Annotated in this window: 26 protein-coding genes; 12 read left to right on the top strand and 14 right to left on the bottom strand. The window is 68.4% G+C overall.

From position 1 onward, the window contains the following. Nucleotides 1-7 precede the first annotated feature (7 nt). Nucleotides 8-901 carry a hypothetical protein gene (locus B5X82_RS14355; protein WP_079648855.1) on the bottom strand — a complete coding sequence of 298 codons (894 nt, stop codon included), beginning with the start codon at nucleotides 899-901 and terminating at the stop codon, nucleotides 8-10. Between the two features lie 167 nt (nucleotides 902-1068). Here B5X82_RS14355 and B5X82_RS14350 point away from each other — a divergent pair, with 167 nt between their 5' ends. Continuing rightward, nucleotides 1069-1494 (top strand): nuclear transport factor 2 family protein, encoded by a 426-nt coding sequence (locus B5X82_RS14350; protein ID WP_079648854.1) that lies wholly within the window; start codon nucleotides 1069-1071, stop codon nucleotides 1492-1494. 31 nt (nucleotides 1495-1525) lie between these two features. Here the strand turns inward: B5X82_RS14350 and B5X82_RS14345 are convergent, their stop codons facing one another. From B5X82_RS14345 to B5X82_RS14335, 3 genes are read right to left on the bottom strand one after another with little or no spacing between them, the layout of a single operon-like run. After that, the gene (locus B5X82_RS14345; protein WP_079648853.1) at nucleotides 1526-2293 is read right to left on the bottom strand and encodes an SDR family NAD(P)-dependent oxidoreductase; all 768 of its coding nucleotides are present in this window, start codon (nucleotides 2291-2293) and stop codon (nucleotides 1526-1528) included. Beyond that, nucleotides 2284-3183 (bottom strand): SDR family NAD(P)-dependent oxidoreductase, encoded by a 900-nt coding sequence (locus B5X82_RS14340; protein ID WP_079648852.1) that lies wholly within the window; start codon nucleotides 3181-3183, stop codon nucleotides 2284-2286. Before B5X82_RS14340 ends, B5X82_RS14345 begins: the two co-directional genes overlap by 10 nt. Then, nucleotides 3183-5576 (bottom strand): TonB-dependent receptor, encoded by a 2394-nt coding sequence (locus B5X82_RS14335; protein ID WP_079649081.1) that lies wholly within the window; start codon nucleotides 5574-5576, stop codon nucleotides 3183-3185. The genes B5X82_RS14340 and B5X82_RS14335 overlap by 1 nt, the downstream gene beginning before the upstream one ends. 298 nt (nucleotides 5577-5874) lie before the next feature. Here B5X82_RS14335 and B5X82_RS14330 point away from each other — a divergent pair, with 298 nt between their 5' ends. After that, nucleotides 5875-6645 carry an SDR family NAD(P)-dependent oxidoreductase gene (locus tag B5X82_RS14330; RefSeq protein WP_079648851.1) on the top strand — a complete coding sequence of 257 codons (771 nt, stop codon included), beginning with the start codon at nucleotides 5875-5877 and terminating at the stop codon, nucleotides 6643-6645. A 19-nt stretch (nucleotides 6646-6664) separates the two neighbouring features. Here B5X82_RS14330 and B5X82_RS14325 read toward each other — a convergent pair whose 3' ends face one another. The 5 genes from B5X82_RS14325 to B5X82_RS14305 form a co-directional block, all read right to left on the bottom strand. After that, nucleotides 6665-7396 carry a helix-turn-helix domain-containing protein gene (locus B5X82_RS14325; protein ID WP_235862698.1) on the bottom strand — a complete coding sequence of 244 codons (732 nt, stop codon included), beginning with the start codon at nucleotides 7394-7396 and terminating at the stop codon, nucleotides 6665-6667. Nucleotides 7397-7579: 183 nt separating this feature from the next. Continuing rightward, nucleotides 7580-8380, bottom strand: a complete 801-nt coding sequence (locus tag B5X82_RS14320) for an SDR family NAD(P)-dependent oxidoreductase (RefSeq protein WP_079648849.1) — start codon at nucleotides 8378-8380, stop codon at nucleotides 7580-7582. After that, the gene (locus B5X82_RS14315) at nucleotides 8377-8829 is read right to left on the bottom strand and encodes a nuclear transport factor 2 family protein (protein ID WP_079648848.1); all 453 of its coding nucleotides are present in this window, start codon (nucleotides 8827-8829) and stop codon (nucleotides 8377-8379) included. Before B5X82_RS14315 ends, B5X82_RS14320 begins: the two co-directional genes overlap by 4 nt. Continuing rightward, nucleotides 8826-9992 (bottom strand): sulfotransferase family protein, encoded by a 1167-nt coding sequence (locus B5X82_RS14310; RefSeq protein WP_079648847.1) that lies wholly within the window; start codon nucleotides 9990-9992, stop codon nucleotides 8826-8828. Before B5X82_RS14310 ends, B5X82_RS14315 begins: the two co-directional genes overlap by 4 nt. 20 nt (nucleotides 9993-10012) lie before the next feature. After that, complete coding sequence (locus B5X82_RS14305; RefSeq protein ID WP_079649080.1) at nucleotides 10013-10753, bottom strand: SDR family NAD(P)-dependent oxidoreductase; 741 nt, start codon at nucleotides 10751-10753, stop codon at nucleotides 10013-10015. 207 nt (nucleotides 10754-10960) lie between these two features. Between B5X82_RS14305 and B5X82_RS14300 the strand changes: the two genes are divergently transcribed. Genes B5X82_RS14300 through B5X82_RS14275 form a run of 6 tightly spaced genes read left to right on the top strand, consistent with a single transcriptional unit; the run spans nucleotide 10961 to nucleotide 16079 of the window. Continuing rightward, nucleotides 10961-11755 (top strand): SDR family NAD(P)-dependent oxidoreductase, encoded by a 795-nt coding sequence (locus tag B5X82_RS14300; RefSeq protein WP_079648846.1) that lies wholly within the window; start codon nucleotides 10961-10963, stop codon nucleotides 11753-11755. A 2-nt stretch (nucleotides 11756-11757) separates the two neighbouring features. Continuing rightward, nucleotides 11758-12510 (top strand): SDR family NAD(P)-dependent oxidoreductase, encoded by a 753-nt coding sequence (locus B5X82_RS14295; protein ID WP_079648845.1) that lies wholly within the window; start codon nucleotides 11758-11760, stop codon nucleotides 12508-12510. Nucleotides 12511-12523: 13 nt separating this feature from the next. Beyond that, a complete protein-coding gene (locus B5X82_RS14290) occupies nucleotides 12524-13765 on the top strand; it encodes an NADH:flavin oxidoreductase (RefSeq protein WP_079648844.1) in 1242 nt (413 codons plus the stop codon). Next, complete coding sequence (locus B5X82_RS14285; protein ID WP_029992943.1) at nucleotides 13755-14531, top strand: SDR family oxidoreductase; 777 nt, start codon at nucleotides 13755-13757, stop codon at nucleotides 14529-14531. The genes B5X82_RS14290 and B5X82_RS14285 overlap by 11 nt, the downstream gene beginning before the upstream one ends. Beyond that, entirely contained in the window at nucleotides 14528-15616 is a 1089-nt protein-coding gene (locus tag B5X82_RS14280) for a DUF1214 domain-containing protein (RefSeq protein WP_079648843.1), read from the top strand. Before B5X82_RS14285 ends, B5X82_RS14280 begins: the two co-directional genes overlap by 4 nt. Continuing rightward, entirely contained in the window at nucleotides 15609-16079 is a 471-nt protein-coding gene (locus B5X82_RS14275; RefSeq protein WP_079648842.1) for a nuclear transport factor 2 family protein, read from the top strand. The genes B5X82_RS14280 and B5X82_RS14275 overlap by 8 nt, the downstream gene beginning before the upstream one ends. Nucleotides 16080-16236: 157 nt before the next feature. Here the strand turns inward: B5X82_RS14275 and B5X82_RS14270 are convergent, their stop codons facing one another. Genes B5X82_RS14270 through B5X82_RS14250 form a run of 5 tightly spaced genes read right to left on the bottom strand, consistent with a single transcriptional unit; the run spans nucleotide 16237 to nucleotide 19991 of the window. Further along, a complete protein-coding gene (locus B5X82_RS14270; protein WP_079648841.1) occupies nucleotides 16237-16986 on the bottom strand; it encodes an SDR family oxidoreductase in 750 nt (249 codons plus the stop codon). A 2-nt stretch (nucleotides 16987-16988) separates the two neighbouring features. Then, complete coding sequence (locus tag B5X82_RS14265; RefSeq protein WP_079648840.1) at nucleotides 16989-17357, bottom strand: nuclear transport factor 2 family protein; 369 nt, start codon at nucleotides 17355-17357, stop codon at nucleotides 16989-16991. 54 nt (nucleotides 17358-17411) lie between these two features. Beyond that, nucleotides 17412-18209 (bottom strand): CoA-transferase subunit beta, encoded by a 798-nt coding sequence (locus B5X82_RS14260; protein WP_079648839.1) that lies wholly within the window; start codon nucleotides 18207-18209, stop codon nucleotides 17412-17414. Between the two features lie 10 nt (nucleotides 18210-18219). Beyond that, nucleotides 18220-19101 (bottom strand): CoA transferase subunit A, encoded by an 882-nt coding sequence (locus B5X82_RS14255; protein WP_235862697.1) that lies wholly within the window; start codon nucleotides 19099-19101, stop codon nucleotides 18220-18222. After that, nucleotides 19098-19991 carry a VOC family protein gene (locus B5X82_RS14250; protein WP_079648837.1) on the bottom strand — a complete coding sequence of 298 codons (894 nt, stop codon included), beginning with the start codon at nucleotides 19989-19991 and terminating at the stop codon, nucleotides 19098-19100. Before B5X82_RS14250 ends, B5X82_RS14255 begins: the two co-directional genes overlap by 4 nt. A 166-nt stretch (nucleotides 19992-20157) precedes the next feature. Between B5X82_RS14250 and B5X82_RS14245 the strand changes: the two genes are divergently transcribed. The 4 genes from B5X82_RS14245 (at nucleotide 20158) to B5X82_RS14230 (ending at nucleotide 24456) form a co-directional block, all read left to right on the top strand. Then, nucleotides 20158-20859: a TetR/AcrR family transcriptional regulator gene (locus B5X82_RS14245; protein ID WP_235862696.1), complete on the top strand. Its 702-nt coding sequence runs from the start codon at nucleotides 20158-20160 to the stop codon at nucleotides 20857-20859. Between the two features lie 126 nt (nucleotides 20860-20985). Beyond that, nucleotides 20986-21999, top strand: coding sequence for a zinc-dependent alcohol dehydrogenase (locus tag B5X82_RS14240; protein ID WP_079648836.1), 1014 nt, complete (start codon nucleotides 20986-20988; stop codon nucleotides 21997-21999). Further along, on the top strand, nucleotides 21992-23242 hold the full coding sequence (locus tag B5X82_RS14235; RefSeq protein WP_079648835.1) for a sulfotransferase family protein: 1251 nt from the start codon (nucleotides 21992-21994) through the stop codon (nucleotides 23240-23242). The genes B5X82_RS14240 and B5X82_RS14235 overlap by 8 nt, the downstream gene beginning before the upstream one ends. Next, the gene (locus B5X82_RS14230) at nucleotides 23239-24456 is read left to right on the top strand and encodes a hypothetical protein (protein ID WP_079648834.1); all 1218 of its coding nucleotides are present in this window, start codon (nucleotides 23239-23241) and stop codon (nucleotides 24454-24456) included. Before B5X82_RS14235 ends, B5X82_RS14230 begins: the two co-directional genes overlap by 4 nt. The last annotated feature ends 5 nt before the right edge of the window (nucleotides 24457-24461 follow it).

Raw genomic sequence — 24461 nt, 5'->3', positions numbered from 1 at the left:
ATAGGGACTATTCGGCGGCTGTCGCCATCGCCTGGTCGTCATTGGCGATGCGCGGATCCTCGCTGACCGCGGTCGTCCAGGCCCATTCGCCGGGAGGCGGCGGGTTGGTGATGCCATATTCCTCGCGGATGTCGCTGACCTTCCAGTCGAGATAGTCGCGATAGGGGATCAGGAAGAGCGGGTGCTTCCACGCCCGGCCCTGCGCCGCGCCGATATCCTCGGCGTCGAGCTCGACCTTGAACGCCTCCGGGTAGAAGAGGCCGCTTTTCATCGTCGTCTTCGCCTTCAGATAGGCGCTGACCCGGTTGAAGAAGGCCGCCAGCTCGGGCCGGAAATAGCGGTAGAGCGCGCGCGCATTGGCCGCGAGCAGCGCGACCTCCCCGGCATGGTTGGTCTCGAAGCCGGTGATCATGTGCTCGATGTCATGGGTGTGGGTCCGTTCCTTCATGTAGAAGTCGAAGTCGGTCTTGATCTCCATCCCCTGATAGAAATGGTCCATGTTGTAGCCGCTGTGGACGACGAAGTCGTAGATCACCGCGCGCAGCGTGCCGGGCTCGGCGCCCTTGAGCTCCTCCGTGGTGAACAGCGAGACCTTGCGGCCTTCGAGCCAGGTCTTGAACTCGGGCAGGCGCGCCTTCTCTTCCTCGAACAGCTGGAAGATGCGGGGCCAGTCCTCGAGCTCCATCAGGATCTTGACGACATTCGGGATGAAGGCGGTGTTGGGCAGGTCCGGCCCGTTCCGGCGCAGCATCTCCTGCGCGATCAGGGCGCGCAGTTCGCCATGGTTGAGATAGGGCGAGGAGCTGATCAGCGTCGAGCTCTGCGTCGTATATTGGATGTCGCTGGCGTTGTAATAGGCGAAGTCGGCGTCGCTGACCTTCGAGGCGATGTCGTTGTCCATGTCCGCTCTCCTGCAAGCTGTCCGCCGGCCTCTCCATGCCGGCGTCGCGCTATTTCGGAACCTATTTCACTTATTCCCGCCGGGCAAGGAAAATGCGTCGTGCGGATGGCGAAACGCGTCGATATTTCCTAGGATTTCCTGCGCAAAACGGGAAAATGGAGAGAATCATGGAATGCGACCGGCTGGCCATCGGCAACCAGCTTGCGCGATTCGCGCGGATCGTCGACTCGCGCGATTGGGACGCGGTGGGGGAGGTCTTCGCCGAGGATGTGAGCTTCGACTATGGCGACGGGCGCGAGCAGAGCGGGATCGCCGCGATGCGCGAGCAGTTCCGCGTCTTTCTGGGCGGCTGCGGGCCGTCGCAGCACCTGATCGGCAGCATCGCGATAGAGCTGGACGGCGATGCCGCGATCAGCCGGGCCTATGTCCAGGCGCGCCACCAGGGGCGCGGCGACAAGGGCGACCGGATCTTCGATACCCATGGCGACTATGTCGACCGCTGGGCCCGCACCCCGGCCGGCTGGCGCATCGTCCGGCGCGACGCGCACTGGTCGATGCATGTCGGCGACCCGAGCGTGCTCGGGCCAGGCTGAGGGGCGGCGCCGACCGGACGCGGGACGATGGTCAGGGGCGGATCGACGCGCCGCCGTCGACCGCCAGCACCTGGCCGTTGATCCATTCGCCGTCGGGCGAGAAGAGCATCGCCACCATGGCGGCGATGTCCTCGCTCTCCCCCAGCCGCCAATGGCGGTGCGCGGCGAGGACCTGTTCCTGGAAGGCGAGCGGCATCGACCGCTTGATCTGGTCGGTCAGCACCATGCCGGGGGCGATGGCGTTGGCGCGCACCCCCTCCTTGCCCCAGCGGCTGGCGATGTGGCGGACCAGCGCGTTCACCGCCGCCTTGGTCATCGCATAGGCGACCCGTTCGGGCTCCCCCATATGCGCGGCGGAGGAGGAGGTGACGACGAAGGCGCCGCGATTGGCGACGAGGTGCGGCAGCGCGTGGCGGGCGCAGGACAGCACCCCGCGCATGTTGACCGCGACGGTCGCGTCGAAGACGTCGAGCGGGATGGTCAGCGCGTCGCCGTCCTCGCGGATCGCGACCATGTTCGCGGCGTTGGCGTGGATGAAGTCGAGCCGGCCGTAGGTATCGACCGCGGCGGCGACCAGCCGGGCGACCGATGCGTCGTCGGCCTGGTCGTAGCCGATGCCGGCGACCCGTCCGCCTTCGGCCGCGATCGTCCGCGCGGCCGCGGCCGCCGCGTCGCCGTCGAGATCGCCGAGCAGCACCGATCCGCCCTCCTGCGCCAGCCGGCGCGCGGTGGCGGTGCCGATGCCGCCCGCGCCCGCCACGACGGCGACCTTGCCTTCCAGCCGGCGCATCAGGCCCATTCCGCCATGCCGGTGATCGCGGGGTGCGACCAGGCCGGCGGATCGGCCGGCGGCAGCGGATCGCGCCCGTCGAGCGTCCGCACCGCGAGCCCCGTATCGTGCGGCCACTGCATCGAATAGGCGATCCGCCCGGTCCGTTCGGCGGCGGGAAGGTGGCACATGTCGAGCACCGTCGCGGCGAGATAGGCGACGTCCTCGGTCGGATAGTCGCCGGGGATGAGCTGGTCGGCGCCGGGCGTGCGGATCGCGGTCGACGGCGCGACGACGTTGACCGCGATATTGGCGTCCACCAGCTCGGCGGCGAGACCCTGGCTGAAGCGGTTGAGCGCCGCCTTGACCGATGCGTAGACGGTGTCGCCGCCGGCGCGCGCATAATCGGGATAGGGGCGGGTGGGCGGCAGCGCTGTGACCGACCCGATGTTGACGATCCACCCGCCGCCGTTGGCCCGCATCCGGGGCGCTGCCGCGCGGCACAGCGCGAACGGGACTTCGAGATAATGGAGCAGGGTTCGGCGGAAGGTGTCGTCGCTCATCGCCTCGACCCGCGCATAATCGGCGAAACCGGCATTGTTGACGAGGATGTCGAGCCGGCCCGCGGCGGCGGCGGCCCGCTCGATCAAGACGTTGCGGTCGCCTTCGTGTTCCAGGTCGGCGGGAAGGGCGATCGCCCGGCCGCCGGCTGCCTCGATCAGTGCGACCGTCTCGTCGAGCGTCCCGGCGACGATCTGCTCGGCGCCGAAGCGCTTCTGCACGGCGGGGGCGCCGGCCGAGCGCGCGGTGACAACCACCGTCGCGCCGGCCGACGCCAGCCTCTGTGCGATTGCCCGGCCGATGCCGCGGCTGGCCCCGGTGACCAGCGCGGCCCGGCCGTTCAACTGCGGCTGGACCATCAGAAGGCGAAGCCCAGTTCGACGCCGTAGGTGCGGCCGCGCTCATAGCTGCCGACCAGCGACAGCACCGGCGCGCCGAACGAGATGTAATGCTTGTCGAACAGGTTCTGGCCGAAGGCCGAGAGCGACGCCTTGGTCCCGCCGATCGGGATGTCGACCAGCCCGAAGCGCCCGTCCACCAGCCAATAGCCGGGCTGGCGGTTCTCGTTCTCCAGCACGACCTGGCCCGCCAGGTTCACGAACGGCGTCGAGGTGAGATAGTAGCTGCTGCGATAGCGGCCCTCGATCCGACCCTGGAGATGGCTGCCGTTCGAGAATTCGGGCGCGTCATATTGCGCCGCGACCCGCGCGGTCCATTTCGAGTTGTAGGTGGTGCGCGCGACGTCGGCGACGTCGACCCCGTTGAGGATGAACGTCTTGTAGTTGAGATCGGCGTAGCCGACATTGCCGCTGAGCACGAGGCCGCGGACCGGGATGACGTCGGCCTCGACCTCGAAGCCCTTGATCGACGCCTTGCCGGCATTGTCGAAGAACTGCCGGCCGTTGATGAAGTTCTGCGTCTGCAGGTCCTTATAGTCGCTGTAGAAGGCCGCGACGTTCAGGCGGACGCGGTTGTCGAACATCTGCGTCTTGGCGCCAAGCTCATAGGAGACCAGCGTCTCCGGCTTGTAGGGGATGCCGCTGAGGATGCCGCCCGCCACATAGCCGCTCGATATCTTGGCATAGGCGGTGGTCTGGTCGGTCGGCCGCCAGGTCAGGATGCCGGTATAGTTGAGCTTCTTGAAGCTGACATTGTACTTGCCGACGCCGAGCTGGCCCCCCTGGCCGCCCGATATGGCGTTGATCGCGAGGTCGCGGTCGTCGATCGTGTAGCGAAGCCCGCCGGTGACGTCGACGCGATCGCCGAGGTGGACGGTGAGCTGGCCGTAGCCCGCCCAGGAATCGTTGATCGACACCGTGTCGGTGACACCGCTGCCGAATGCCGCGTCAAGCGGGCTCGGCACCACCAGGCCCCCCGGAACCGGTTCAAGGATTCCGAGGATGTCGGTCGCGGGCGAACGCTCGTGGAAATAGAAGGCGCCGGCGGTCAGCTCGTAATGCTCGCCATCGAGCTGGATCTGGAATTCCTGGCTGAACTGCTTCTGGCTGGTCTTGCGCGCGGTGAGCAGCGAGAAGAAATAGTCGTTCGGTCCGGGAATGTTGGCCGGATTGAACAGCGCCGCCTGGATCTGCGCCGGAGTCAGCCCGGGGGTGATCAACGCGCCGAGCTGCCCGAAGGTGAAGCGCAGCCCACCCGACGACGCCAGGTCGTAGATGTTCGGGTCCTGCCTGAACTTGCGATAGGCGGTGATGCTCTTCACCGTCACGAGATCGTTGGGCTTGACCGCCAGGGTCAGGCTGTGGCCCTGGGTCACGACATGTTCCTCGCTCGTCGCATTGGCGACCGCGGAAAGCCGGGCATTGGGGGCGATGTTGGTGATGCCGCCGAAGAAGGGCTGCAGGTCGACGATCGGCTGGAGCAGCGCGCCCGACGAATCGGGGATCACGCCCAGGCTCTGGATCGCGCGGCCGGTGGTGCGGGCGTCGGTATAGTCGAAGCGATAATCGGCGGTGAGGTTGCCGAATTCGCCCCGGATGGCGAGCTGTCCGCCGTCGATGTTGCGGCGGCCGAGCTTGCGGGCGAAGGTCTCGGTGCCGAAGCGCGGATCGCGCAGCGCTAGGTTGATCGTCTTGCCGCCGATCAGGTTGGTGTAATCGCCGTCGATCTGGTCGTGGAGATAGGCGAGCTTGACCGAGAAGGGACCGAAAGCGGGCAGGTTGATGACCGCCTTGCCGCGGATCGCATCGCCATTGCCGTAGGAGCCGGTGGCGCGGATGCCGAACTCGCCGGTCGGCTCGGCGCTGACCAGGCTGATCGCGCCGCTGGTCGCGTTGCGGCCGAACAGCGTGCCCTGCGGACCGCGCAGCACCTCGACCCGCTGGATGTCGGCGAGGTCGAAGATCGAGCCGACGGTGCGGCCGATATAGACGCCGTCGAGATAGATGCCGACCTTCGGATCGACCGCGTTGTTCGACACGCCTGAGGCGACGCCGCGGATCGCGATCGACGGGTTGCTCTGGAGGCCCTGGTTCTGGATCTGGAGGCTCGGCGCGAGGCCGGCGAGGTTCTTCACGTTGGTGACGCGCAGATCGTCGATCTGTTCTGCGCTGATCGCGGTGACCGCGACGGGGACCTTCTGCAGGCTTTCCGCGCGGCGCTGCGCGGTCACGACGATCTCCTGCAGGCCGTTGACGCCTTCGGCATCGGCGGCTGCGGGGGCGGTCTGGGCGGCAGCGGTGGTGGCGAACAGAGACACGCCGGCCAGTGCCAGCGCGGTTATGGTGAAGCGCATGTAATCCTCTCCCGGATCGACGCTGTTATTGTCGGCCGCGCCGCGCCCGTATCGGGTTCGCGCCGTCGGCTTCGAGCAGTGGAGCGGTCGTGCGACGATGGCCGCCACGCCGCCGCGGTGGGCTCAGCCCGTCTCGTCGCGATGCGTCGACATTCTTCCCTCTCCCTTTCGACTTGCGCTGAATAATGATCTATCGTTTACGCAAGTGGGGAATGTATCGTCACTGGAACAGCCAATCCAGTCAAATTTGGACCGCTATCGACGAATTTCGATAATGACCGTGGAAGAGGAGCACAGGATGACGCAGGCGATGGCCGGCAAGGTGGTGATCGTGACCGGCGGTAGCGACGGTATCGGCCGGGCGACGGCGGTCGAACTCGCGCGCGAGGGCGCGCATGTCGTGATCTGCGCACGCCGCAAGGATGTGCTGGCAGAGGCGCATCAGGCGGTCGCCGCGGCCGGATCGGTCGAATCGCACGTCCTTGACGTCGGTGACGCCGAGGGCTTCGCGGCCTTCGTCGCCGGCGTCGCGACTCGGCACAGCCGGCTCGATGGGCTGGTCAACAATGCGATGGCGGTCAGCTACAAGATGATCGCCGACCTCACCCTGGACGACTGGCGGCATGATTTCCGCATCAACGCCGATGCCGTGTTCATCGGCACCCAGGCGGCAATGCGGGTGATGATCCCGCAAGGGTCGGGCGCGATCGTCAACATCTCCTCGCTCAACGGCTTGCGCGCGATGCCGGCGATGGCGAGCTATTCGGCGTCGAAGGCGGCGCTGGTCCATTTCAGCGCGGTTGCCGCGGCGGAGGCGGCGCCGCATGGCGTCCGCGTCAACGTCGTCGCGCCCGGCCAGATCATGACCCCGGCGACCGAAGCCTTCGCCGCCGCCGATCCCGATCGCAACGCGCGCGTCTCGGGCGCCATTCCGATGGGGCGCGGCGGCCGGCCGGAGGAGATCGCGCATGCGGTGCGCTTCCTGCTGTCGGACGACGCTTCCTTCATCACCGGGGCCTGCCTGCCCGTCGACGGCGGCAAGCTGCAGCAGCTCTACGTCCCGGCCTGACGCCGGGCGTGCGGGGCGGTCAGGGACCGATCAGCGGGCGCATCGAGCGCGCGACGGCGAGGATGGCATGCCATTCGCCGGGCAGCGCGGCGGTCCGACGGTCCTCCAGCTCGATCGCGCGCAGCTCGCCGCGAAAGCGCTCGATCAGCTCGCGGACGCGGGCGGCGCCGAGCGGCGACAGCTTGCAGGTCTCGGCGCCGAAGATCGTCGCCGGGTCGCCATAGTCGATGGTGACGAACAGCTGCTTCAGGTGGCGTTCGAAATGGCGGCGCATCGGCGCGCGCTGCCAGGCGTGCGACGGGCTCAGCCGCGCGCGCAGCCGCCCGCCGGGCAACCGGTCGACCAGCGCCAGCCGCTCGAGCCGGGCGACGTGCCGTTCGACCACCTCGGGCGGGATGCGGAAACCCTCGGTCGCCTCGCTCGGCGGCCAGCCGTTGACGATCAGGAAGAAGACCGTCGACAGGCCCGAATCCTCGGTCAGCGCCTCTTCCTGGGCCAGCGTCAGATGGTCGTCGGTCTGCGCGGTCAGGCGGCTGTCGTCGGCCAGCTCGGTCAGGCTGGTGTCCGCCAGCCGGCACAGATGGGCGAGCGTGTTGAAGCTGAGGCCGCGGCCGTGGAGCCAGCGCTTGACCGTCGCCGATCCGACGCCGAGCTCCTCGGCGAGCCGCGCCTGGGTCCATCCCGCACCGCGCAGCGCCCGTCGCAGCGCCGCCAGCAGCGAGGCCGCCTCGCCGTCGACGGGATCATTCAATGAGGCATCTGGCATCGTCCGATGATCCATGGGGGGAGAGTGCGAGCGACGGCCCTGGGAGGCAAGCCTAATCTCGGCCTTGCGATATCCAGCCGTCTCTCGACGCGGACGGAGGGATTTCCACCCCTTACTGGTCCGGTCATCGGTGACGATGGCCGGATCTTTCTATTCGGGGATCGCGGCTCAGCGGCCGCCGTTGACCGGGATGTCGATGCCGTTGACGAAGCCCGCACGCGGATCGGCGAGGAAGGCGACGGCATGGGCGATGTCGGCGGGATCGCCGATCCGGCCGGCGAAGTTTGAGATCATCCCATCCTGGACGTGGCGGGTGATCGAATCCCAATCCTCTTCCCAGCCGTTCGCCTGGGCCATCTGCTGGAGCCAGCGGTCCGGGCCGGTCGAATGGGTGAGGCCGGGGCTGATGCTGTTGGCGGTGATGCCGGTGCGCGCCAGCGCCATGGCGAGGCTGCGGGTCAGCGAACGGATCGCGAGCTTCGACGCCTGGTAATCCGGGATGATCGCCATCGGGAAGTCGGCCGATTCGCTCGACAGCTGGATCAGCCGGCCCCAGCCGGCCTCGCGCATTCCCGGCACCGCCAGCCGGACCAGCCGGACGATCGAACCGACATTGGAATTGTAGGTCGCGTTCCAGGTGTCGGCGTCGGCGTCGAGCCAGGCAGTGGTGCCGCCGCCCGCCGATTCGCCGCCGGCATTGTTGACGAGGATGTCGATCCCGCCGAGCGCCGCGACCGCGCCGTCGAACACCGCCTGGGCGCCGGTGTCGTCGGACAGGGTGCCGGCCACCGCATGGACGGCGCCGCCCGCCTCGGCGACCCGTTCGCGCGCCGCCGCGAGCCGCGCTTCGTTGCGGCCGTGCAGGCAGACGGCCGCGCCGTCCTGGGCGAGGCGGAGTGCGATGCCCTCGCCCAGCCCCGCGCTCGATCCGGTGACCAGCGCGCGCTTGCCGTCGAGCGGGCGGCTCATCCGTCATGCTCCAGCTTGATGCGGGTCAGCCGCGTTGCCGACATCAGCCAGCGGTCGCCGACCTTGGTGTAGCGATCGGCATAATGGCCCCAGCCGTGCATCCGGCCGGCGGGCAGGACGGGATGGCCCTCGGGTATCCAGAGCCAGTCCTCCATCGACCAGATCGCCTTCGCCTCGGTGGGGGAAAGCACGTCGATCCGCGGCATATAGCCGAAATGGGCGGTCTTCACCTGCGCCAGCACATAGGCGTTGTTCGCGGCGAAGGCCCTGGGATCGTGCGACAGCAGGTCGGGATTGTGCGGCTCGACCGCCTCGCGCATGTCGGTTTCCGCGTCGGGCGTGAAATTGGCGACCAGCGCATCCCAGTCCTGTTCGTCGATGCAGCGGAAATATTCGGCCTTGCAGCGCTTCACGCCCTCGATGGCGAGCAATGTGTCGATCGGGTTCATGCCGCCGCCCTCTCGCCCAGATAGGTCGCGCGATAGTCGGCGAAGTCCCGCTCGACCTGCTCGCGGGTCAGCCCGAAATCCTCGAGCGCATAGCGGTGCGGGGCGCGGTCCTCGCGCTTGTTGGCCTCGACCCACTCGGCCATGCCGGCGACGATCTCGGGGGTCACCTCGATCCCCGCCTCGCCCAGCACGCGACGGCCTTCCTCGACCGGCCGGGTGGTGGTGTCCGTGTAGCGGACGTCGATGAAGCTGGCGGAGCCGGCCCGCGCGCGGACCGACATGAACAGATCGAGCAGCTCGGCAAGCCGCTTCTCCCAGAAGGCGCCGATCTTCCGCCGGTCGACGGTCGAGGCCATGTGGTAGAGCGTCGTCATCATCGAGCAGTAGGACGGCACGGTCTGCACCGGGTCGCGGTGCGTCATCACCACCTTCGCCTCGGGGAAGGTGTCGAGCACGCCGTCGAGCGCCATCAGGTGGCCCGGCGTCTTGAGCACCCACTTCGCCCCGCGCCGCGCCGGATCCTGCCATTGCAGCGACTGGAGGATCTGCTTGAGGTCGGCATAGCAGCGGGTGCGGCTGTTCTCGACCAGCCAGCGGGCGTAGCTCGGCACATGGTACATCCCCTCGATCATCGTCGAGGAGAAGAGCAGGCCGAGGATGATCAGCTCCTCGTCCGACTGGTCGATGCTCATCGGGTGGATCGACATCAGCTCGGGCGCATGGTCGAGCATATAGGCCATATAGTGGCTCGCGGCCTCGCGCCGCGCCTCGGGCTTGCCGCGCTCCTCGCCGGGGAAGGGGGCGTAGTTCTGCGCCTCCCACCATTTCACCCCGGTCATGCCGGGGGCCGAGGACAGCATGCGGTGGAGCATCGTGCTGCCGGTGCGCGGCAGGCCGACCACGACCGCCGCGACGTCGACCTTCTCGTCGAGGATCTCGGGATGGCGCTTGATCAGGTCGACATGGCGCAGCCGGTTGGCCAGCGCGGTGACGATCATCGTCTCGGCGCCGGCGACGCCGACCTCGGTCAGCTCGGCCTCGTCGTTCAGCACCGGGATCAGCGCATCGAGATTCTCGAAGATCCAGGGATCGCCGAAATCGTGGAGTCCGGTGGCCTCCTCGGCGCGGGCGGCCAGCGTCGCCCGATCGCTCACTCTGCTCATTGCCTATTTCTCCTGATCGGTCAGACGCCGTAGCCGCCCGCCACCGCGAGCTGCTGCCCCGTGGTGTAGCCCGCGCGGGCGGAGGCGAGGAACGAGACGGCATGGCCGATCTCCTCCGCCGTGCCCCAGCGCTTGAGCGGCAGTTGCGCCTGCACCTCCTTGACCCATGCGTCGTCGAACTGGCCCTGCGCCAGCAGCTCGTGGAACATGCCCGCGTCGATCACGCCGACCAGCACGCTGTTGGCGCGGATGCCGTGGCGGCCCTCCTCCTTGGCGATGCCGCGCACCAGCGACTCGTTGGCGGCCTTGGGCGCCACCGACAGGCCGTCGCGCGGCGGCCAGTAGAGGTCGCCCGCCGATCCGAGGTGGACGAAGGCGCCGCCGCCCTCGGCGCGGAAATGCGGGATCAGCGACTGGGCCGCGGCGAAGAAGCCGTTCACCTCCACCGCGATCGCGCGCTTCCATTTCTCCAGCGGCGTCTCGGACAGGTGGAGCTGATCGACCAGCGGGCCCGCCGCCCAGACCAGTGCATGGACCCGGCCATGCGCCGCGATCGCGGCGTCGCGCGCGGCGTCGATCGTCGCCGGATCGGTGGCGTCGACCGGATGGAGCGTCACCGTGCGGCCATGGCCGCGCAACTCCTCCGCCAGCGCCTCGGCGGCGTCGCGCTTGCTGCGAAAGCAGAGCGCGAGGTCGCTGCCGTCGCGGGCGAGCGCGCGCGCCGACGCGGCGCCGAGTCCGCCCGTGGCGCCCAGCACCATGGTCGCGCCGCTCGGGAATATCTGCTCGCTCAAATTCGCCTCTCCTTCGGCTGTCGCGGTCCGCAATGTGCGGCTCTGTATCGGTTGTCTGCATGAATTGCAGATTCATATGGCTAAATCAACACGCATAGCTTGACATGTTGACGTGAAATGTCGAGGCTTGCGTAGCAGAGCCGGGGAACAGCCGGCCGTCGACGGAGGGACCGAATGGCAAGACTCGCAGGCAAGGTAGCGATCATCAGCGGCGCGGCACAGGGCATGGGCGCGGCGACCGCCCGCCTGTTCGCGGCCGAAGGCGCCAAGGTCGTCATCGGCGACGTGCTCGACGAGAAGGGGCGCGCGGTTGCCGCCGAACTCGGCGCCGACGTCGCGCTCTACCAGCATCTCGACGTGCGCGAGGAGGAGCAGTGGGCGGCGATCGTCAAGGCCGCCGTCGATCGGTTCGGCAAGCTCGACATCCTCGTCAACAACGCCGCCGTCACCCATTTCGGCGCGTCGGAGGAGCTGCGCAAGGAGGATGCGGAGCGCGTCCTCGGCATCAACCTGATCGGCACGATGATGGGCGTGAAGCATGCGGTGCCGGCGCTCAAGGCCAATGGCAAGGGGGTGATCGTCAACATCTCCTCGGTCGACGGCCTGCGCGGCTGCAACGGCCTGATCGCCTATACCGCCAGCAAATGGGCGGTGCGTGGCATCACCAAATCCTATGCCTATGAATTCGGCCCGCTCGGCATCCGCGTCGTCTCGATCCATCCGGGCGGCGTGAACACCGAGATGGGCAATCCGGGACATGAGTCGGTCGAGACGGTCAATGCCCGCTCGTTCCGCCGGGTGCCGTTGCAGCGGATCGGCGAGCCCGAGGAGATCGCCCGCGCGACCCTGTTCGTGTGCAGCGACGAGGCGAGCTACATCTCGGGCGCCGAGATCGCCGTCGACGGCGGCTGGACCGCGGGCCATTACGAGCCGGCGCTGCCCGGCTGCCCCGACCATCTGAGGGGCTGAGCATGGCGGCGCTCGACGGCAGGACCGCGATCGTCACCGGTGCGGGGCAGGGCGTCGGGCGCGGCATCGCGCTGGCGCTGGCGGCCGCCGGCGCGCGGGTCGCGGTCGTCGGCCGCACGCTCGACAAGGTGCAGGGCGTCGCGGCCGAGATCGGCGACGCCGCGCGCGCCTTCCGCTGCGACGTCAAGGACGCGGCCTCGATCGACGCGCTGGTCGCGGCGGTTGCGGAGGCGTTCGGCGGTATCGATATCCTCGTCAACAATGCGCAGGAGGTGCCGCTTGGCCCGCTCGCAGAGGTCAGCGACGAAGCCTTCGCCGCCGGCTTCGAGTCGGGGCCCCTCGCCAGCTTCCGGCTGATGAAGGCGTGCCGTCCGCATCTGAAGGCGTCGGGCCAGGGCGTGATCGTCAACCTCGCCACCTCGGCCGCGGTCCGCTGGGACATGAGCGGCTATGGCGCCTATGCCGCGGTCAAGGAGGCGACGCGGATCCTCACCCGGGCGGCGGCGGCCGAATGGGGCGTCGACGGGATCCGGGCGCTGACGATCGCGCCGCACGCCGATTCACCGGGGCTCAAGGCCTGGATCGAAGGCCGGCCCGAGGAGGCGGAAGCCTTCTTCCGCACCATCCCGCTGCGCCGCATCGGCCGTTGCGAGGAGGATATCGGCCGGGCGGTGGCGGCGCTGTGCGGCCCCGAATTCAGCTATTTCACCGGCGCCACCGTCCCGCTCGACGGCGGGCAGGCCAATTTCGACTGAGGGGACCGGGATCATGAGCATCGCCTTCACTCCCGTGACGGTCGGCCCCGTCACCCTGCCCAACCGCTTCATCCGCTCGGGCGCGAACGAGATGATGACGCTGCGCTCGATCCCGACCAGGTCGCTGCTCGAATTCCACCGGCGGCTGGCGGCCGGGGGCGTCGGCATGACCACGCTCGCCTATATCGCGGTGTCGCCCGACGGGCGGACCTTCGCCGGCCAGGGCGTGCTCAACGCCGCCAGCGTGCCGCATTATCGCGCGATCGCCGACGCGGTGCATGGCGAGGGCGCGCTGATCTCCGCGCAGATCACCCATGGCGGCAGCTTCGTCCAGCACAAGGAACTGTCGACCCCGCGCGCCATGTCCTCGTCGGGCGGCATCGACAAGATGGGCGTGCTGATGGGCCGCTTCTTCCAGCGGCGGATGACCCGCGCCGACATGGACATGGTCCGCGACGAGTTCGTCGCCGCGGCGCGGCTGGCGGTCGAGGCCGGGTTCGACGCGGTCGAGCTGCACATGGGCCACGGCTATCTGCTCAACCAGTTCATCTCGCCGCTCTCGAACAAGCGGCGCGACGCCTATGGCGGCAATGCCGAGAAGCGGGTGCGCTTCCCCGCCGAGGTGTTGGCGGCGGTCAAGCGCGCGGTCGGCGACCGGATCGCTGTGCTCGCCAAGATCAACCTCTATGACGGCGCCAAGGGTGGCGCCACGGTCGAGGACGGCATCGTCACCGCCCGCGCGCTGGAGGCGGCCGGGGCCGACATGCTGGTGCTGTCGGGTGGACGCAACATCGAGTCGAGCTACGTCATGTTCTCGAGCCCGCTGCCCTATGACGACCTGGCGAAGATGCAGGGCGGCTGGCTCGCCAAGCTGCAGTTCAAGCTGCTCAAGATGGCGACGCCGAAGACGGTCCGCTTCTCCGAGCTCTATTTCCTCGACGCCGCGCGGCGGGTGCGCGCGGCGGTCGGGTGCCGGCTCGGCTATCTCGGCGGCGTGTTGTCGCTGACGGCGGCCGAGCAGGCGCTGAACGAGGGTTTCGACGCGGTCGTCATGGCGCGCGCGCTGGTCCACGATCCGGCGCTGGTCGCGAAGTGGCGCGCCGACCCCGCCCATCGCTCGGCCTGCAACGCCTGCAACCGCTGCGTCGCGGCGATGTACGGCGGCGCGGGCACCTATTGCACCGAGACGGGCAACGCCATCGATATCAGGCTCAACGGCCTCCACGCAGGAGAGGAATGGACGGATGCTGCTTAAGGACAAGGTGATCGTGATCAGCGGCGTCGGGCCCGGCATGGGCCAGTCGCTCGCCAGGATCGCGGCGGCGGAAGGCGCCAAGGTCGGCCTCGGCGCCCGCAACAAGGCTTTCCTCGACGAGGTGGCGGCCGACATCCGGGCGAAGGGCGGGGAGGCGATCGCGCTGCCCACCGACGTCACCAGCGCCGAGCAGTGCCAGGCGTTGGCGAAGGCCACGCTCGACGCGTTCGGCCGCATCGACGGGCTGATCAACTCCGCCTATGCCCATGGCGAATGGAAGCCGACCGACATCGCCAATGTCGAGGAATATGCCGACGTCTTCAACGTCAACTGCGCCGGCGCGCTGCGCATGGCGCAGGCCTGCCTGCCCGGGCTGAAGGCGTCGAAGGGCGCGATCGTCAACGTCTCGACCATGTCGACGGTCAATCCCTTCCCGGGCGAGGGCGCCTATTCGGCGGGCAAGGGCGGCATGAACGCGCTGACCCGGCACATGGCGAAGGATTTCGGCCAGCACGGCATCCGCGTGAACGTCACCCGCATGGGCTGGATCGGCGGCGCGCCGGTGTGGGGCCATATCGACCGCGAGGTCGCCGCCGGCCGCGACCGCGACGAGGTGATCGGCGAGATCACCCAGCGCATCCCGATCGGCATCATCCCGCCCGAGGAGGATTGCGCCAAGGCGGTGCTGTTCATGGTCTCCGACTATTCGAAGGTGGTCTCCGGCGCGTCGCTCGACGTCAACGGCGGCCAGTATATGGCGCCATGAGCGGCGCCGACCGCGAAGCGCCGGGCGAGGCCTGGCGCCAATTCTGTCGCCGGCTCGAAAAGGCCGGCGACCTCGTGTTCAACGCCGAGGTGGCGGGAACGCCGATCGACCAGGTCGAGGGCTATCGCTATCTCTCGCGCCTGCTGCGCATCGCGCTAGAGATGCACATGGAGAATGCCGATACCGATTTCCCCGGCTTCTACCAGGCGTCGCACCCGACCGCGAAGATCGGCGCCGACAATCCCGACAATCTCTACCTCAACGCCTCGATCAGCGGCGCGCGGCGCTACCGCATCACCGGCCAGCGCGGCAGCGTGCCGATCCTGAGCTTCGGGTCGAAGGCGAACCGCTATGCGGTCGACGGGACGATGGCGTCGACCGGCGAGCTCGACGCGGCGGACATCCGGTTCGAGCCCGACGGCAGCTTCGAGATCATCGCGTCGAAGGAAAAGGCGAACGGCAACTGGCTGCCGCTGGCCGACGACACCTCGATGCTGCTGGTCCGGCAGACCTTCCTCGATCGCGACAATGAAGTGCCGGCGACGGTCAGGATCGAGGCGATCGATGCCCCCCGCGCGACGCCCGAGCCGCTGACGCTCGGCAAGCTCGAACAGGGCTTCGATCGGGCGGTCGCCTTCGTCGAGGGGACGGCCAGGACCTTCCTCCACTGGGCCGACCTGTTCAAGGCCGAGCAGCTCAACCGGCTCGCCACCACCGACCAGACGATGTTCTTCAAGGCGGGCGGCGATCCGACGATCCATTATCTGCACGGCTATTGGAAGCTGGCCCCCGGCGAGGCGCTGGTGATCGAGACGCCGGTGCCCGACTGCACTTTCTGGAACTTCCAGCTCGACAATATCTGGATGGAATCGCTCGATTACCGTTTCCACCGAATCCATGTGAACAAGCACAGCGCGCGGACCAATGCCGACGGATCGGTGACGATCGTCGTCGCCGCGCGCGACCCCGGCTATGGCAACTGGATCGACACGGCGGGACATGACCATGGCACGATGCTGCTGCGCTGGACCGGCGCGACCGAGCATCCCGTGCCGCAGACCAAGGTGGTGAAGCTCGATGGCTAGTCTGGAAGAACGCATCGCGCGGCTGGAGGCGGAGAGCGAGATCCGCAAGCTCAAGGCGCGCTACCTCAACGCCTGCGACGCCAAGGACGTCGACGCGATCCGCGCCTGCTTCACCCCCGATGCCGAGCTCGACTATCAGCCCGTCGGGAAATTCGGCCCCGACGGGCTGATCGAGGCCTTCACCCGGATCGCGGTGGGAAGCCCGATCGTCGACGTCCACCAGATCCACAATGGCGAGATCGAGATCGTAGACGCCGACCGCGCCACCGCGCGCTGGAGCCTGGGCTTCTCGACCTATGATCCGCGCACCGGCGGCTTCCGGCTGATCGGCAGCTTCTATTACGACGAATATGTCCGCACGGCCGACGGCTGGCGGGTGTCGAAGTCGCGCCACGAGCCGCGCACGATCGTCGACGGCACGATCGGCGAGGGCGGCGTCACCGCGCGGTCTATATTGGGCTGAAGGCCGGACGCACCTACTTCCGCTCATCCTGTGGAGCCATTGAGCGGAGGCGAAGTGGCGTCTCGAAGGAGTGGTCCTTCGAGATGGGCCTTCGCCAAGGCTCAGTCCCTCCTCAGGATGAGCGGCAGGGTGTTGATATAGCTGACGGAATCCCGGCTCAGCGCGCCAGGAAGCCGCCGTCGATCGCGAGGGGGTGGCCGGTGATGAAGCTGGCCTTGTCCGACGCCAGGAAGACGACGCCGTCGGCGATCTCCTCGGCGCGGCCGATGCGGTTCATCGGGTGCATCTGCGCCATGAAGCTGCGCGCTTCGTCGCTCATCGCCTCATTCTCGGTCATCGGCGTCGCGATCGCGCCGGGGCAGACGCAGTTCACGCGGATGCCCTCGGCCGCGTAGCGCATCGCCGCCGATCGGGTGATGCCGACCACGGCGTGCTTGCTGCCGCAATAGCCGGCGCCCGACAGGCCGACCATGCCGGCGACCGAGGCGGTGTTGATGATGGAGCCCGACTTCTGCGGCGCCATGTGGCGCAGCTCGGCCGCCATGCACAGCATCACGCCGCGCTGGTTCACGGCGACCACCTTGTCGTACAGCTCGACCGATTCCCACGGGGTCGTATAGTCCTCGAGCGACACGCCGGCATTGTTGAAGGCGATGTCGAGCCGCCCCCATTTCGCGACGACGCCGTCAACGGCGGCGTCGACCGCTGCCTGATCGGTCACGTCCAGCGACAGCGCATAGGCCTCGCCGCCCGCGGCGAGGATCGCGCGGACGGTGCCCTCCGGGTCCTTGAGGTCGGCGACCGCCACCTTCGCGCCCTCGGCGGCGAAGGCGATCGCGGTCGCGGCGCCGATGCCGCCGGCGCCGCCGGTGACGAAGGCGATCCGGTTTTCGAGCAGCCGAGCCATGGTCAGAATCCCTTCATGTTGGTGGGGCCGAAAAAGGCCTGCATCGATACGACCTTGCCGTCGGGGCCGAAGCGGAACAGGTCGATCACGTCGACCTGCATGCCGGGCTTGGCGAAGCCGACATGGAAGGCGAAGGCGGCGGTATCGCCGGCGACGCGCACCGGCCCGTCGAGGTGGAGCTTGGCGCCGGTCTGCATCGACTTCGTGTAGAAGGCGCGGATCGCCTCATGGCCGACATGCGGCGGAGTGCCGACCGGATCCTCGACCGTGGCGTCGGCCGCGAACAGGGCGACCACCATCTCGGGGTCGCCCTTGTCGAACGCCTCGACATAGCTCTGTACGGCGCGAACCATCTGGTCTGGGCTGGTCATGTCGGCTCTCCCGAAAAGTGCGATCATTCTCGTTCTGGATATGGCGCGCGGAGCTCAGCTCCGCTTGCCGGGCGGATTCCCCTTGAGCACCGTCGCGCGGATATTGTGGGGATCGAGCCGCGCAATGATGGCGAGCTGTTCCTCGGTCGGCGCCGGGGTGACGGGCGGCGTGCCGTCGACCAGCAGCTCGAAGCCGGTCGCCTCGCGCACCTGGTCGACCGTCACGCCGTCGTGCAGCGACACCAGCCGGATCGCATGGTCGGGCCCGCCGAAGTCCATCACGCACAGGTCGGTGACGATGAAGCGCAGGTCGACGCCGCTGAAGTCCGCGCCCTTCAGCCGCCGCGCCGGGTTGTAGCCGACGCTCGACACCGACTGGACCTCGCCGGGGACGAAGATGCGCGTCGAATGGGCCGGCACGAACATCGAGTTGATGTGGTGGATCGTGTTGCCGGGGAAGCCGCGCGCGCCCAGCATCTGGACCTTGGGCTTGTCGAAGGTGCCGCCGACATAGGACAGGTTCATCTGCCCGAAGCGGTCGATCTGGATCGGCGAGACCAGCGCGTGGCGCCGTCCTGTCCACACCGCGCTGTCGAAATAGCGCGAGAAGGGCAGGTAGCCCGACGGCTTGCGGTCGTCATAGCCGCGCGGGCCGATCGGCACCGGCTCCTCGACCAGATAGGCCTCGCCGTCGGTCATCAGCAGCTCGGGGCTGTGGGTCGTCTTGGCGAGCCCCGCGGCGACGCGCGGGATCGGGCCGATGCCGGTGGCGACGATCTCGCCATTGTTCCGGAACACCTCGGAACAGGCGACGATCAGCAGTTCGGACAACATATGGTCGGGCGCGGTCATCGCCAGGTCCTCAGAAAATCGGGAGGGGCAGCTTGGCGATGGCGTCGCCGCCCGCCTGCGCCAGATAATGCGCTTCGTCGGGGCCGATCGTATCGGCCCGGTAGCGTGCCCAGCCGTCCTCCTCGCCGGCGCTGGCGACATAGGCCTTGAGCGCGGCCATGTCCCAGCCATAGGCGGGCGGCATCGAGGTGGGATGGGCGCCGTGCCGCGCCTCGACGACGTGCTGCACGAAGCAGCGCTCGACGATGTTGGCCTTGGCGTCCTCGGGATGGCTGAGATCGAGCCGGTCGACGACCTCCTCGGCCGACACGACGACCTCCTTCGCCGCCTTGGCGAACCATTCGTCATAATAGGTGTCGGGGCCGAGCGCCTGGATATTGCCCATCCGGTCGGCGCGGTGGACGTGGATCAGCGCGAGATCGAGCGGCACCGCCGGCATCGCCAGCAGCACCTCGCCGTCGTCATAGGGCGAGGTCACGGTGCGGAAGCCGCCCTGGTCGAACACGTCGGTGCCCAGGCCGACGCGGGTCGGCAGGAAGGGCAGGCGCAGCGCGGCGGCCTTCAGCCCCCATTGCAGCATGCCCTCGTCGAGCTCGAGCACCTCGAGGCCGCCGGCCTCGCGCGCCTTGCGGAAATAGGGTTCGAGCGGGATCGCGTCGAGCGAGACGAAGCCGTAGATCAGCTTGCGCACCTTGCCCGCCGCCAGCAGCATGCCGACGTCGGGCCCGCCATAGGCGACGACGGTCAGGTCCTTGACGCCGCTGCGCAGCAGCGCGCGGACCAGCGCCATCGGCTTGCGCCGCGGGCCCCAGCCGCCGATCCCGATCGTCATGCCGTCGCGCAGACGGCCGACCACCGCCTCTGCAGTGGTGCGCTTGTCCAATGTCGTCACGTTCCGAAATCCCATGTGTGGCCCCACAGGTCCTCCTTGATCGTGAAGGTCGGGGTCACCGTCGTCCAGTCGGCGGTCTGGGCGCCGCCGCAGCCGAATTCGATGTCGAATCCCGATGGCGTCCGCATGTAGAAGCTGATCATCTTGTCGTTGGTGTGCCGGCCGAGCGTCGACGAGATGTGGACCCCCGCCGCCTGCGCGCGATCGAGCGCCAGCCCGACATCGTCGATCGAGGGCACCTCGACCATCGTGTGGATCAGGCCCGACGGCGCCGGGAACTCGCCGACCGCGACGGTGTGGTGGCGCGGGCCGGTGGCGTGCATGAAGCTCATGCCCAGCCCCTGTTCGGGCCCGCCGGGGAAGAAGACGCGCATCTCGTCGCTGTCGCCGAAGCCGAGCAGCTCCTTGTAGAAGCGGCGCGTCTCGTCATAGCAGTTGGTCGGCACCACGACATGGCCGAAGCCCATCTCGCCGGTGACGAAGGCGGGGACGCCGGCGGGCGACACGAACGGCGTGCCGGCGACGACATTGCCCCATACCAGCTCGATGCGGTTGCCGGCGGGATCGGCCAGCGACACCATGCCGCGGACGTGGCGCTGCGCGATCGTCGCCGCATCGGCCTGTTCCAGCGCGACGCCGGCCTTGGCCAGCCGGTCGACGGTCGCCTGCCACTGCGCCTCGTCGGGGCATTCGAGCCCGGCGCACAGATAGCGGTCCTGCTCGCCCTTCTCGATGCAGAAGCGCCACGGGCGCCCGTCGAGGCGGAGCAGCAGCCGCTCCTCGTTCGAATCGGGCGTCGCCGCGGCGCCCACCACGCCTTCGGCGAAGCTGCGCCAGGCCGCCAGGTCGCGCGTCTCGACGCGAATATAGGCCAGCGATCGGACCGCCATCGTTCCTGCCTCCCCAAGGGTCTTGCTCTACTGCCGCCCGGCCTATCAACAGCGGGAGGGGGTTTCAAGCGCTTTACGTTAAAAAATCGGCTTATCAATACGCACATTGTTATCATGTGGGCGATTATTTGCAATCTCGCGGAGGAAATGCCGTGGGATTGCGCTTATGTCGCGGCTGGCGCATGGTGGCGGGACGATGGGCGAGACCGCGACGGACATGGATAGTGCCGGGGATCGGAGCAGGCGGCCGGGGCCGCGATCGGGTGTGCGTTCGATCCGGCAGGAGGCGCAGGTCGCGTCGAGCCGGCGCGAGATCGTCGACGCGCTGCGCGACCTGCTGCGCTCGCGCCGGTTCGACGAGCTGTCGGTCGAGGACATATTGGCCGTGTCCGGGGTCAGCCGGGCGACCTTCTATCGCCACTTCAAGTCGCGGCGCGACGTCGTCGTCTCGATGTACGAGGCGACGATGGAGCGGGCGATCCCGCACTTCCGGCTGCTCGCCAGGGTCGCGGCGGGCCGGTTGCCGGCGATCCGCTGGGCGCGGCAGGCCGTCGAGTTCTACCGCGCCGAGGGGCAGATTTCGGTGCTGATCCACGGCCTCGCCGCGACCGACGAGGCCTTTCACGAGAAGCTCCGCCAGGATCGCCAGATGCTGATCCGGCTGCTGGCGCCCGACGTCCCCGCCTTCGCGGCGGCGCTGGGCGAGGACGCCGCCGCGCGCCGGCAAAGGGCGCGCGCCGACATCTTCTTCATGATGCTCGACCGCATCAGCGCCGAGATCACCCTGTTCGCCGCGCTGGCCGACATGTCGGAATATGAGGTGGTGCTGGCCGAGCGAATCGACGCCTTCCTCCACGGATCGGCCTGAACGCCGCGGAAATGCGCAGCGCCGGCGGCGGCGGTGATCGTCAATTGACAATACAAATTGTATCGTTGATGATTTGCGTAGAAGATTCGTTGAAGAAAAACGCATACCTCATTAGGAGAGGGGTCGATGAAGGCAGTTCGCATTCATGGCGTGGACGATGTACGCATCGATGAGGTCGCGGACCCGCTCGTCGGGCCGCGCGACGTGCTGGTGCGCGTACGACGCTGCGGGCTGTGCGGATCGGACCTCGGCTATATCAAGGCGGGTGGCGTCGCGATGCCCGCGACCGAGCCGTTCGGCATCGGCCACGAGCTGTCGGGAACGATCGAGGCGGTCGGCGCCGAGGTGCGCGGTATCGCACCCGGCCTGCGCGTCGTGGTCAATCCGATGGGCGACGGCAACGGCATCGGCGCCGGCCTGCCCGAAGGCGCCTTCGCACCGCTGCTGCGTGTCTCGAACGCGACGCTGGGCGGCGCGGTCCATGCGATTCCCGATCATGTCGGCTGGGACGCCGCCGCGCTGGCCGAGCCGCTGGCCGTGGCGCTTCACGCCGTCCACCGTTCGGGCGCGTCGTCGGACGACCGGGTCGCGCTGTTCGGGGTGGGGCCGATCGGGCTCGGCATCGTCTTCTTCCTGAAGCGGCTGGGCGTCCGCCATGTCGTCGCGATCGACCGGTCGGCGGCGCGGCTCGAACGGGCGCGGCGGCTGGGCGCCGATCTCTGCATCGACGCCGACACCGCCGACGTCGCCGCCGCGCTCGGCGACGCGCATGGCCGGGGCAACCTGTTCGGCTGGCCGACGGTCGGCACCACCCTCTTCTTCGAGGCGTCGGGTGCGCCCTCGGTGCTGCCGTCGATCGTCGGCATGGCGCCGTTCCACGCCCGCGCGGTGATGGTCGCGGTCCACCACCAGCCGATCGCGATCGACTGGAAGATGGCGCTCGGCAAGGAGATGAGCTTCGTCACCTCGATGGCTTATCCCGACGAGTTTCCCGAGGTGATCGCCGCGCTGTCGGAGCCGGGCTTCGACGCCGACGCCTTCATCAGCCACCGCCTGCCGCTGAGCCGCTTCGACGAGGCGCTGGCGGCGGCGCGCGACACGGCCGTCTCGGCCAAGGTGATGGTGGCCTGCGATGCCTGACATCCGCATCGACGACCTCGCCGAGCCCCGGCTGACCGACCGGCAGCGGGCCGCGCTCGCCGCCGCGCCGCCGGTGACGATGACGGTCGAGGCGGTGCTCGACGCCGCCCGGGCAGCGACCGGCCTGTCCGATTTCGGCGCCGAAGACTTCCGCGAGCGGCTGGCGATCTGGCTGGCGAGCTATGAAGAGGACCGCGACCTCGCCGCGCTCGGCCGCGCCACGCTGTTCGGCGAATGCGTGCGCTATGCCTCGGCGCGGCTGCGGATCGAGGATCTCTGGCGCCGCCATCCCGAGATCGCGGCGGCCGAGATCGACCGCCCGATCATGGTCGCGGGCCTGCCGCGATCGGGCACCACCCATCTCGTCAACATCCTGGCCGCCGATCCGCGCCTCCGCTCGACCCCGCTGTGGGAGACGATGGAACCGATCCCCGGCCCCGACGACGTCGGCGATCCCGATCCGCGCCGCGAGCGCACCGCCGCCATGTGGGGCGCGTTCGAGGAGACGCTGCCGTTGATGCCGGCGATGCACGAGATGGCGCCCGACCATGTCCATGAGGATATCGAGCTGCAGGGCCCGGACTTCTCCTCCTACCTGCCCGAATGGCTGAGCCGGCCGGCGCGCTGGCGCGACCATTATCTGGCGAGCGACCAGACCGCGCACTACGCCTATGCCAAGCGGGTGATGCAGGCGCTGTCCTGGCTCAAGGGGCCGGCGCGCTGGGTGGTGAAGTCGCCGCCACACATGGAGAACCTGCCCGCGCTGGCGGCGGTCCATCCGACCGCGATCGTGCCGGTCACGCATCGCGACCCCATCGCCGTGCTGCAGTCGGCGATCACCATGATCGCCTATGGCGACCGCATCCGCCGTGTCCGGCAGGACCTGCCCGCGCTTGCCGCCTGGTGGATCGACCGGATCGAGGTGCTGTTGCGCCGCTGCGTGCGCGATCGCGACGCTGTGCCCGCCGCCCGCTCGATCGACATATTGTTCCACGACTATATGGCCGACCAGAAGGCCACCGTCGCGAAAGTCTATGCGCTCGCCGATCTCGAGATGACGTCCGAGGCCGAGGCGCGGATCGACCATTTCCTCGCCGCCAATCCGCGCAACAAGCATGGCCGCGTCGCCTATGACCTCGCCGGCGACTTCGGGGTCGACGTCGGCGCGGTGCGGGAGCGTTTCGCTTTCTATTACGACCGCTTCCCCGTCCGGAAGGAAGCCGTGCTGGGAGAAAGGCTGTGACCGCATCCGAACGGCTCCTGTCGGGCCGCGCCTTCGACGATTATCTCGACGTCGTCCGCATCGCCGCGCGCACCGTCGAGACGTTCGGCGCGGAGGTCGACGATCTCGACCGCGCCGAATGGTATCGCTTCGTCACCCGGCTGATGCGCAACGGCTTCGAGCGCTTCGTCGAGAATTGCGAGCCCGATCGGCCGCGGCTGCGCGATGCGCCCTGGCGGCAGGCGATCAACTTCCAGTCGCCCGACCAGGACCATCTGCTCGCCGAGTTCGTCGACGGGCGCCATGACTATCTGATCACCGGGAATCGCGGCACCATCCCCTATTTCGTGATGGCGAGCTGGACCGCGCCGCAGCCCGCGCAGCCCGGAGACCGCGACTGGGCGCCGCAGGGCGTCGACGGGCTCGCCACCTTCGACCCGGCGACCCTCACCACCACCGGCTTCCTCCAGAGCGACGCGATCCCGTTCGACGCCAATGGCGATTTCGAGGTGGTCGTCAGCCGCAACCGCCCGGCCGACGGCCGTGCTTGGCTGCCGATCACCGAAGGGTGCGTCGGCCTGCTCGTCCGCACCGTCTATCATCTGCGCGAGGAGACGGTGTCGCCGACGATGCGGATCGCACGGCTCGACGGTGCGGTGCCGCGCGCCGTGACGCCGGCCGACATGGCCGACGCGCTCGCCAAGGCAGGGCAGGTGGTGCTCGCCTATGCCGAACTGGTCCGCCGCTGGTGGCAGGACAATCTGGCCCAGCGGCCCAACCGCATCCGTTTCAGCCGCGCGGTCTATCTGTCGAACGGTGGCGTGCCCGACCGGCACCATGGTTTCGGTACCTGGGTCTGCGGATCCGACGAGGCGCTGGTGCTGCGCTTCACGCCGACGCCGTGCGACTATTGGATCTTCCAGCTCTGCACCATCTGGCAGGAGAATCTCGACAATTACGAGGACGGCGGCGGCCATGTGCAGAAATATCGCGCCGCCTATGAGCCCGACGGATCGGTGACCGTCGTGGTTGCGGCCGAGGACCCCGGGATCGGCGGCAATCATGTCGACCCGTTCGGCCATCGCCATGGCGGGATGAGCCTGCGCCTGATCAAGACCGAGGGCGAGCCACCACCCGTCACGCTGTGGCGGCTGCCGGCGGCGCGGCTGAAAGCCGAAGGGCGCGCCGCACTCGACGGCATCGCGCCGATCGTCAGCGGCGAGATCACCGATTGAGGGAG

Source organism: Rhizorhabdus histidinilytica, assembly GCF_900167915.1.
Taxonomy (GTDB): Bacteria; Pseudomonadota; Alphaproteobacteria; order Sphingomonadales; family Sphingomonadaceae; genus Rhizorhabdus; species Rhizorhabdus histidinilytica.
This window is presented reverse-complemented; position numbering and strand designations above follow the sequence as displayed.

Bases quoted from the DNA above. Each gene is read 5' to 3' on its own strand.
- B5X82_RS14355 (WP_079648855.1), bottom strand. From the start codon at position 901: ATGGACAACGACATCGCCTCGAAGGTCAGCGACGCCGACTTCGCCTAT.
- B5X82_RS14350 (WP_079648854.1), top strand. From the start codon at position 1,069: ATGGAATGCGACCGGCTGGCCATCGGCAACCAGCTTGCGCGATTCGCG.
- B5X82_RS14345 (WP_079648853.1), bottom strand. From the start codon at position 2,293: ATGGGCCTGATGCGCCGGCTGGAAGGCAAGGTCGCCGTCGTGGCGGGC.
- B5X82_RS14340 (WP_079648852.1), bottom strand. From the start codon at position 3,183: ATGGTCCAGCCGCAGTTGAACGGCCGGGCCGCGCTGGTCACCGGGGCC.
- B5X82_RS14335 (WP_079649081.1), bottom strand. From the start codon at position 5,576: ATGCGCTTCACCATAACCGCGCTGGCACTGGCCGGCGTGTCTCTGTTC.
- B5X82_RS14330 (WP_079648851.1), top strand. From the start codon at position 5,875: ATGACGCAGGCGATGGCCGGCAAGGTGGTGATCGTGACCGGCGGTAGC.
- B5X82_RS14320 (WP_079648849.1), bottom strand. From the start codon at position 8,380: ATGAGCCGCCCGCTCGACGGCAAGCGCGCGCTGGTCACCGGATCGAGC.
- B5X82_RS14315 (WP_079648848.1), bottom strand. From the start codon at position 8,829: ATGAACCCGATCGACACATTGCTCGCCATCGAGGGCGTGAAGCGCTGC.
- B5X82_RS14310 (WP_079648847.1), bottom strand. From the start codon at position 9,992: ATGAGCAGAGTGAGCGATCGGGCGACGCTGGCCGCCCGCGCCGAGGAG.
- B5X82_RS14305 (WP_079649080.1), bottom strand. From the start codon at position 10,753: ATGGTGCTGGGCGCCACGGGCGGACTCGGCGCCGCGTCGGCGCGCGCG.
- B5X82_RS14300 (WP_079648846.1), top strand. From the start codon at position 10,961: ATGGCAAGACTCGCAGGCAAGGTAGCGATCATCAGCGGCGCGGCACAG.
- B5X82_RS14295 (WP_079648845.1), top strand. From the start codon at position 11,758: ATGGCGGCGCTCGACGGCAGGACCGCGATCGTCACCGGTGCGGGGCAG.
- B5X82_RS14290 (WP_079648844.1), top strand. From the start codon at position 12,524: ATGAGCATCGCCTTCACTCCCGTGACGGTCGGCCCCGTCACCCTGCCC.
- B5X82_RS14285 (WP_029992943.1), top strand. From the start codon at position 13,755: ATGCTGCTTAAGGACAAGGTGATCGTGATCAGCGGCGTCGGGCCCGGC.
- B5X82_RS14280 (WP_079648843.1), top strand. From the start codon at position 14,528: ATGAGCGGCGCCGACCGCGAAGCGCCGGGCGAGGCCTGGCGCCAATTC.
- B5X82_RS14275 (WP_079648842.1), top strand. From the start codon at position 15,609: ATGGCTAGTCTGGAAGAACGCATCGCGCGGCTGGAGGCGGAGAGCGAG.
- B5X82_RS14270 (WP_079648841.1), bottom strand. From the start codon at position 16,986: ATGGCTCGGCTGCTCGAAAACCGGATCGCCTTCGTCACCGGCGGCGCC.
- B5X82_RS14265 (WP_079648840.1), bottom strand. From the start codon at position 17,357: ATGACCAGCCCAGACCAGATGGTTCGCGCCGTACAGAGCTATGTCGAG.
- B5X82_RS14260 (WP_079648839.1), bottom strand. From the start codon at position 18,209: ATGACCGCGCCCGACCATATGTTGTCCGAACTGCTGATCGTCGCCTGT.
- B5X82_RS14250 (WP_079648837.1), bottom strand. From the start codon at position 19,991: ATGGCGGTCCGATCGCTGGCCTATATTCGCGTCGAGACGCGCGACCTG.
- B5X82_RS14245 (WP_235862696.1), top strand. From the start codon at position 20,158: ATGTCGCGGCTGGCGCATGGTGGCGGGACGATGGGCGAGACCGCGACG.
- B5X82_RS14240 (WP_079648836.1), top strand. From the start codon at position 20,986: ATGAAGGCAGTTCGCATTCATGGCGTGGACGATGTACGCATCGATGAG.
- B5X82_RS14235 (WP_079648835.1), top strand. From the start codon at position 21,992: ATGCCTGACATCCGCATCGACGACCTCGCCGAGCCCCGGCTGACCGAC.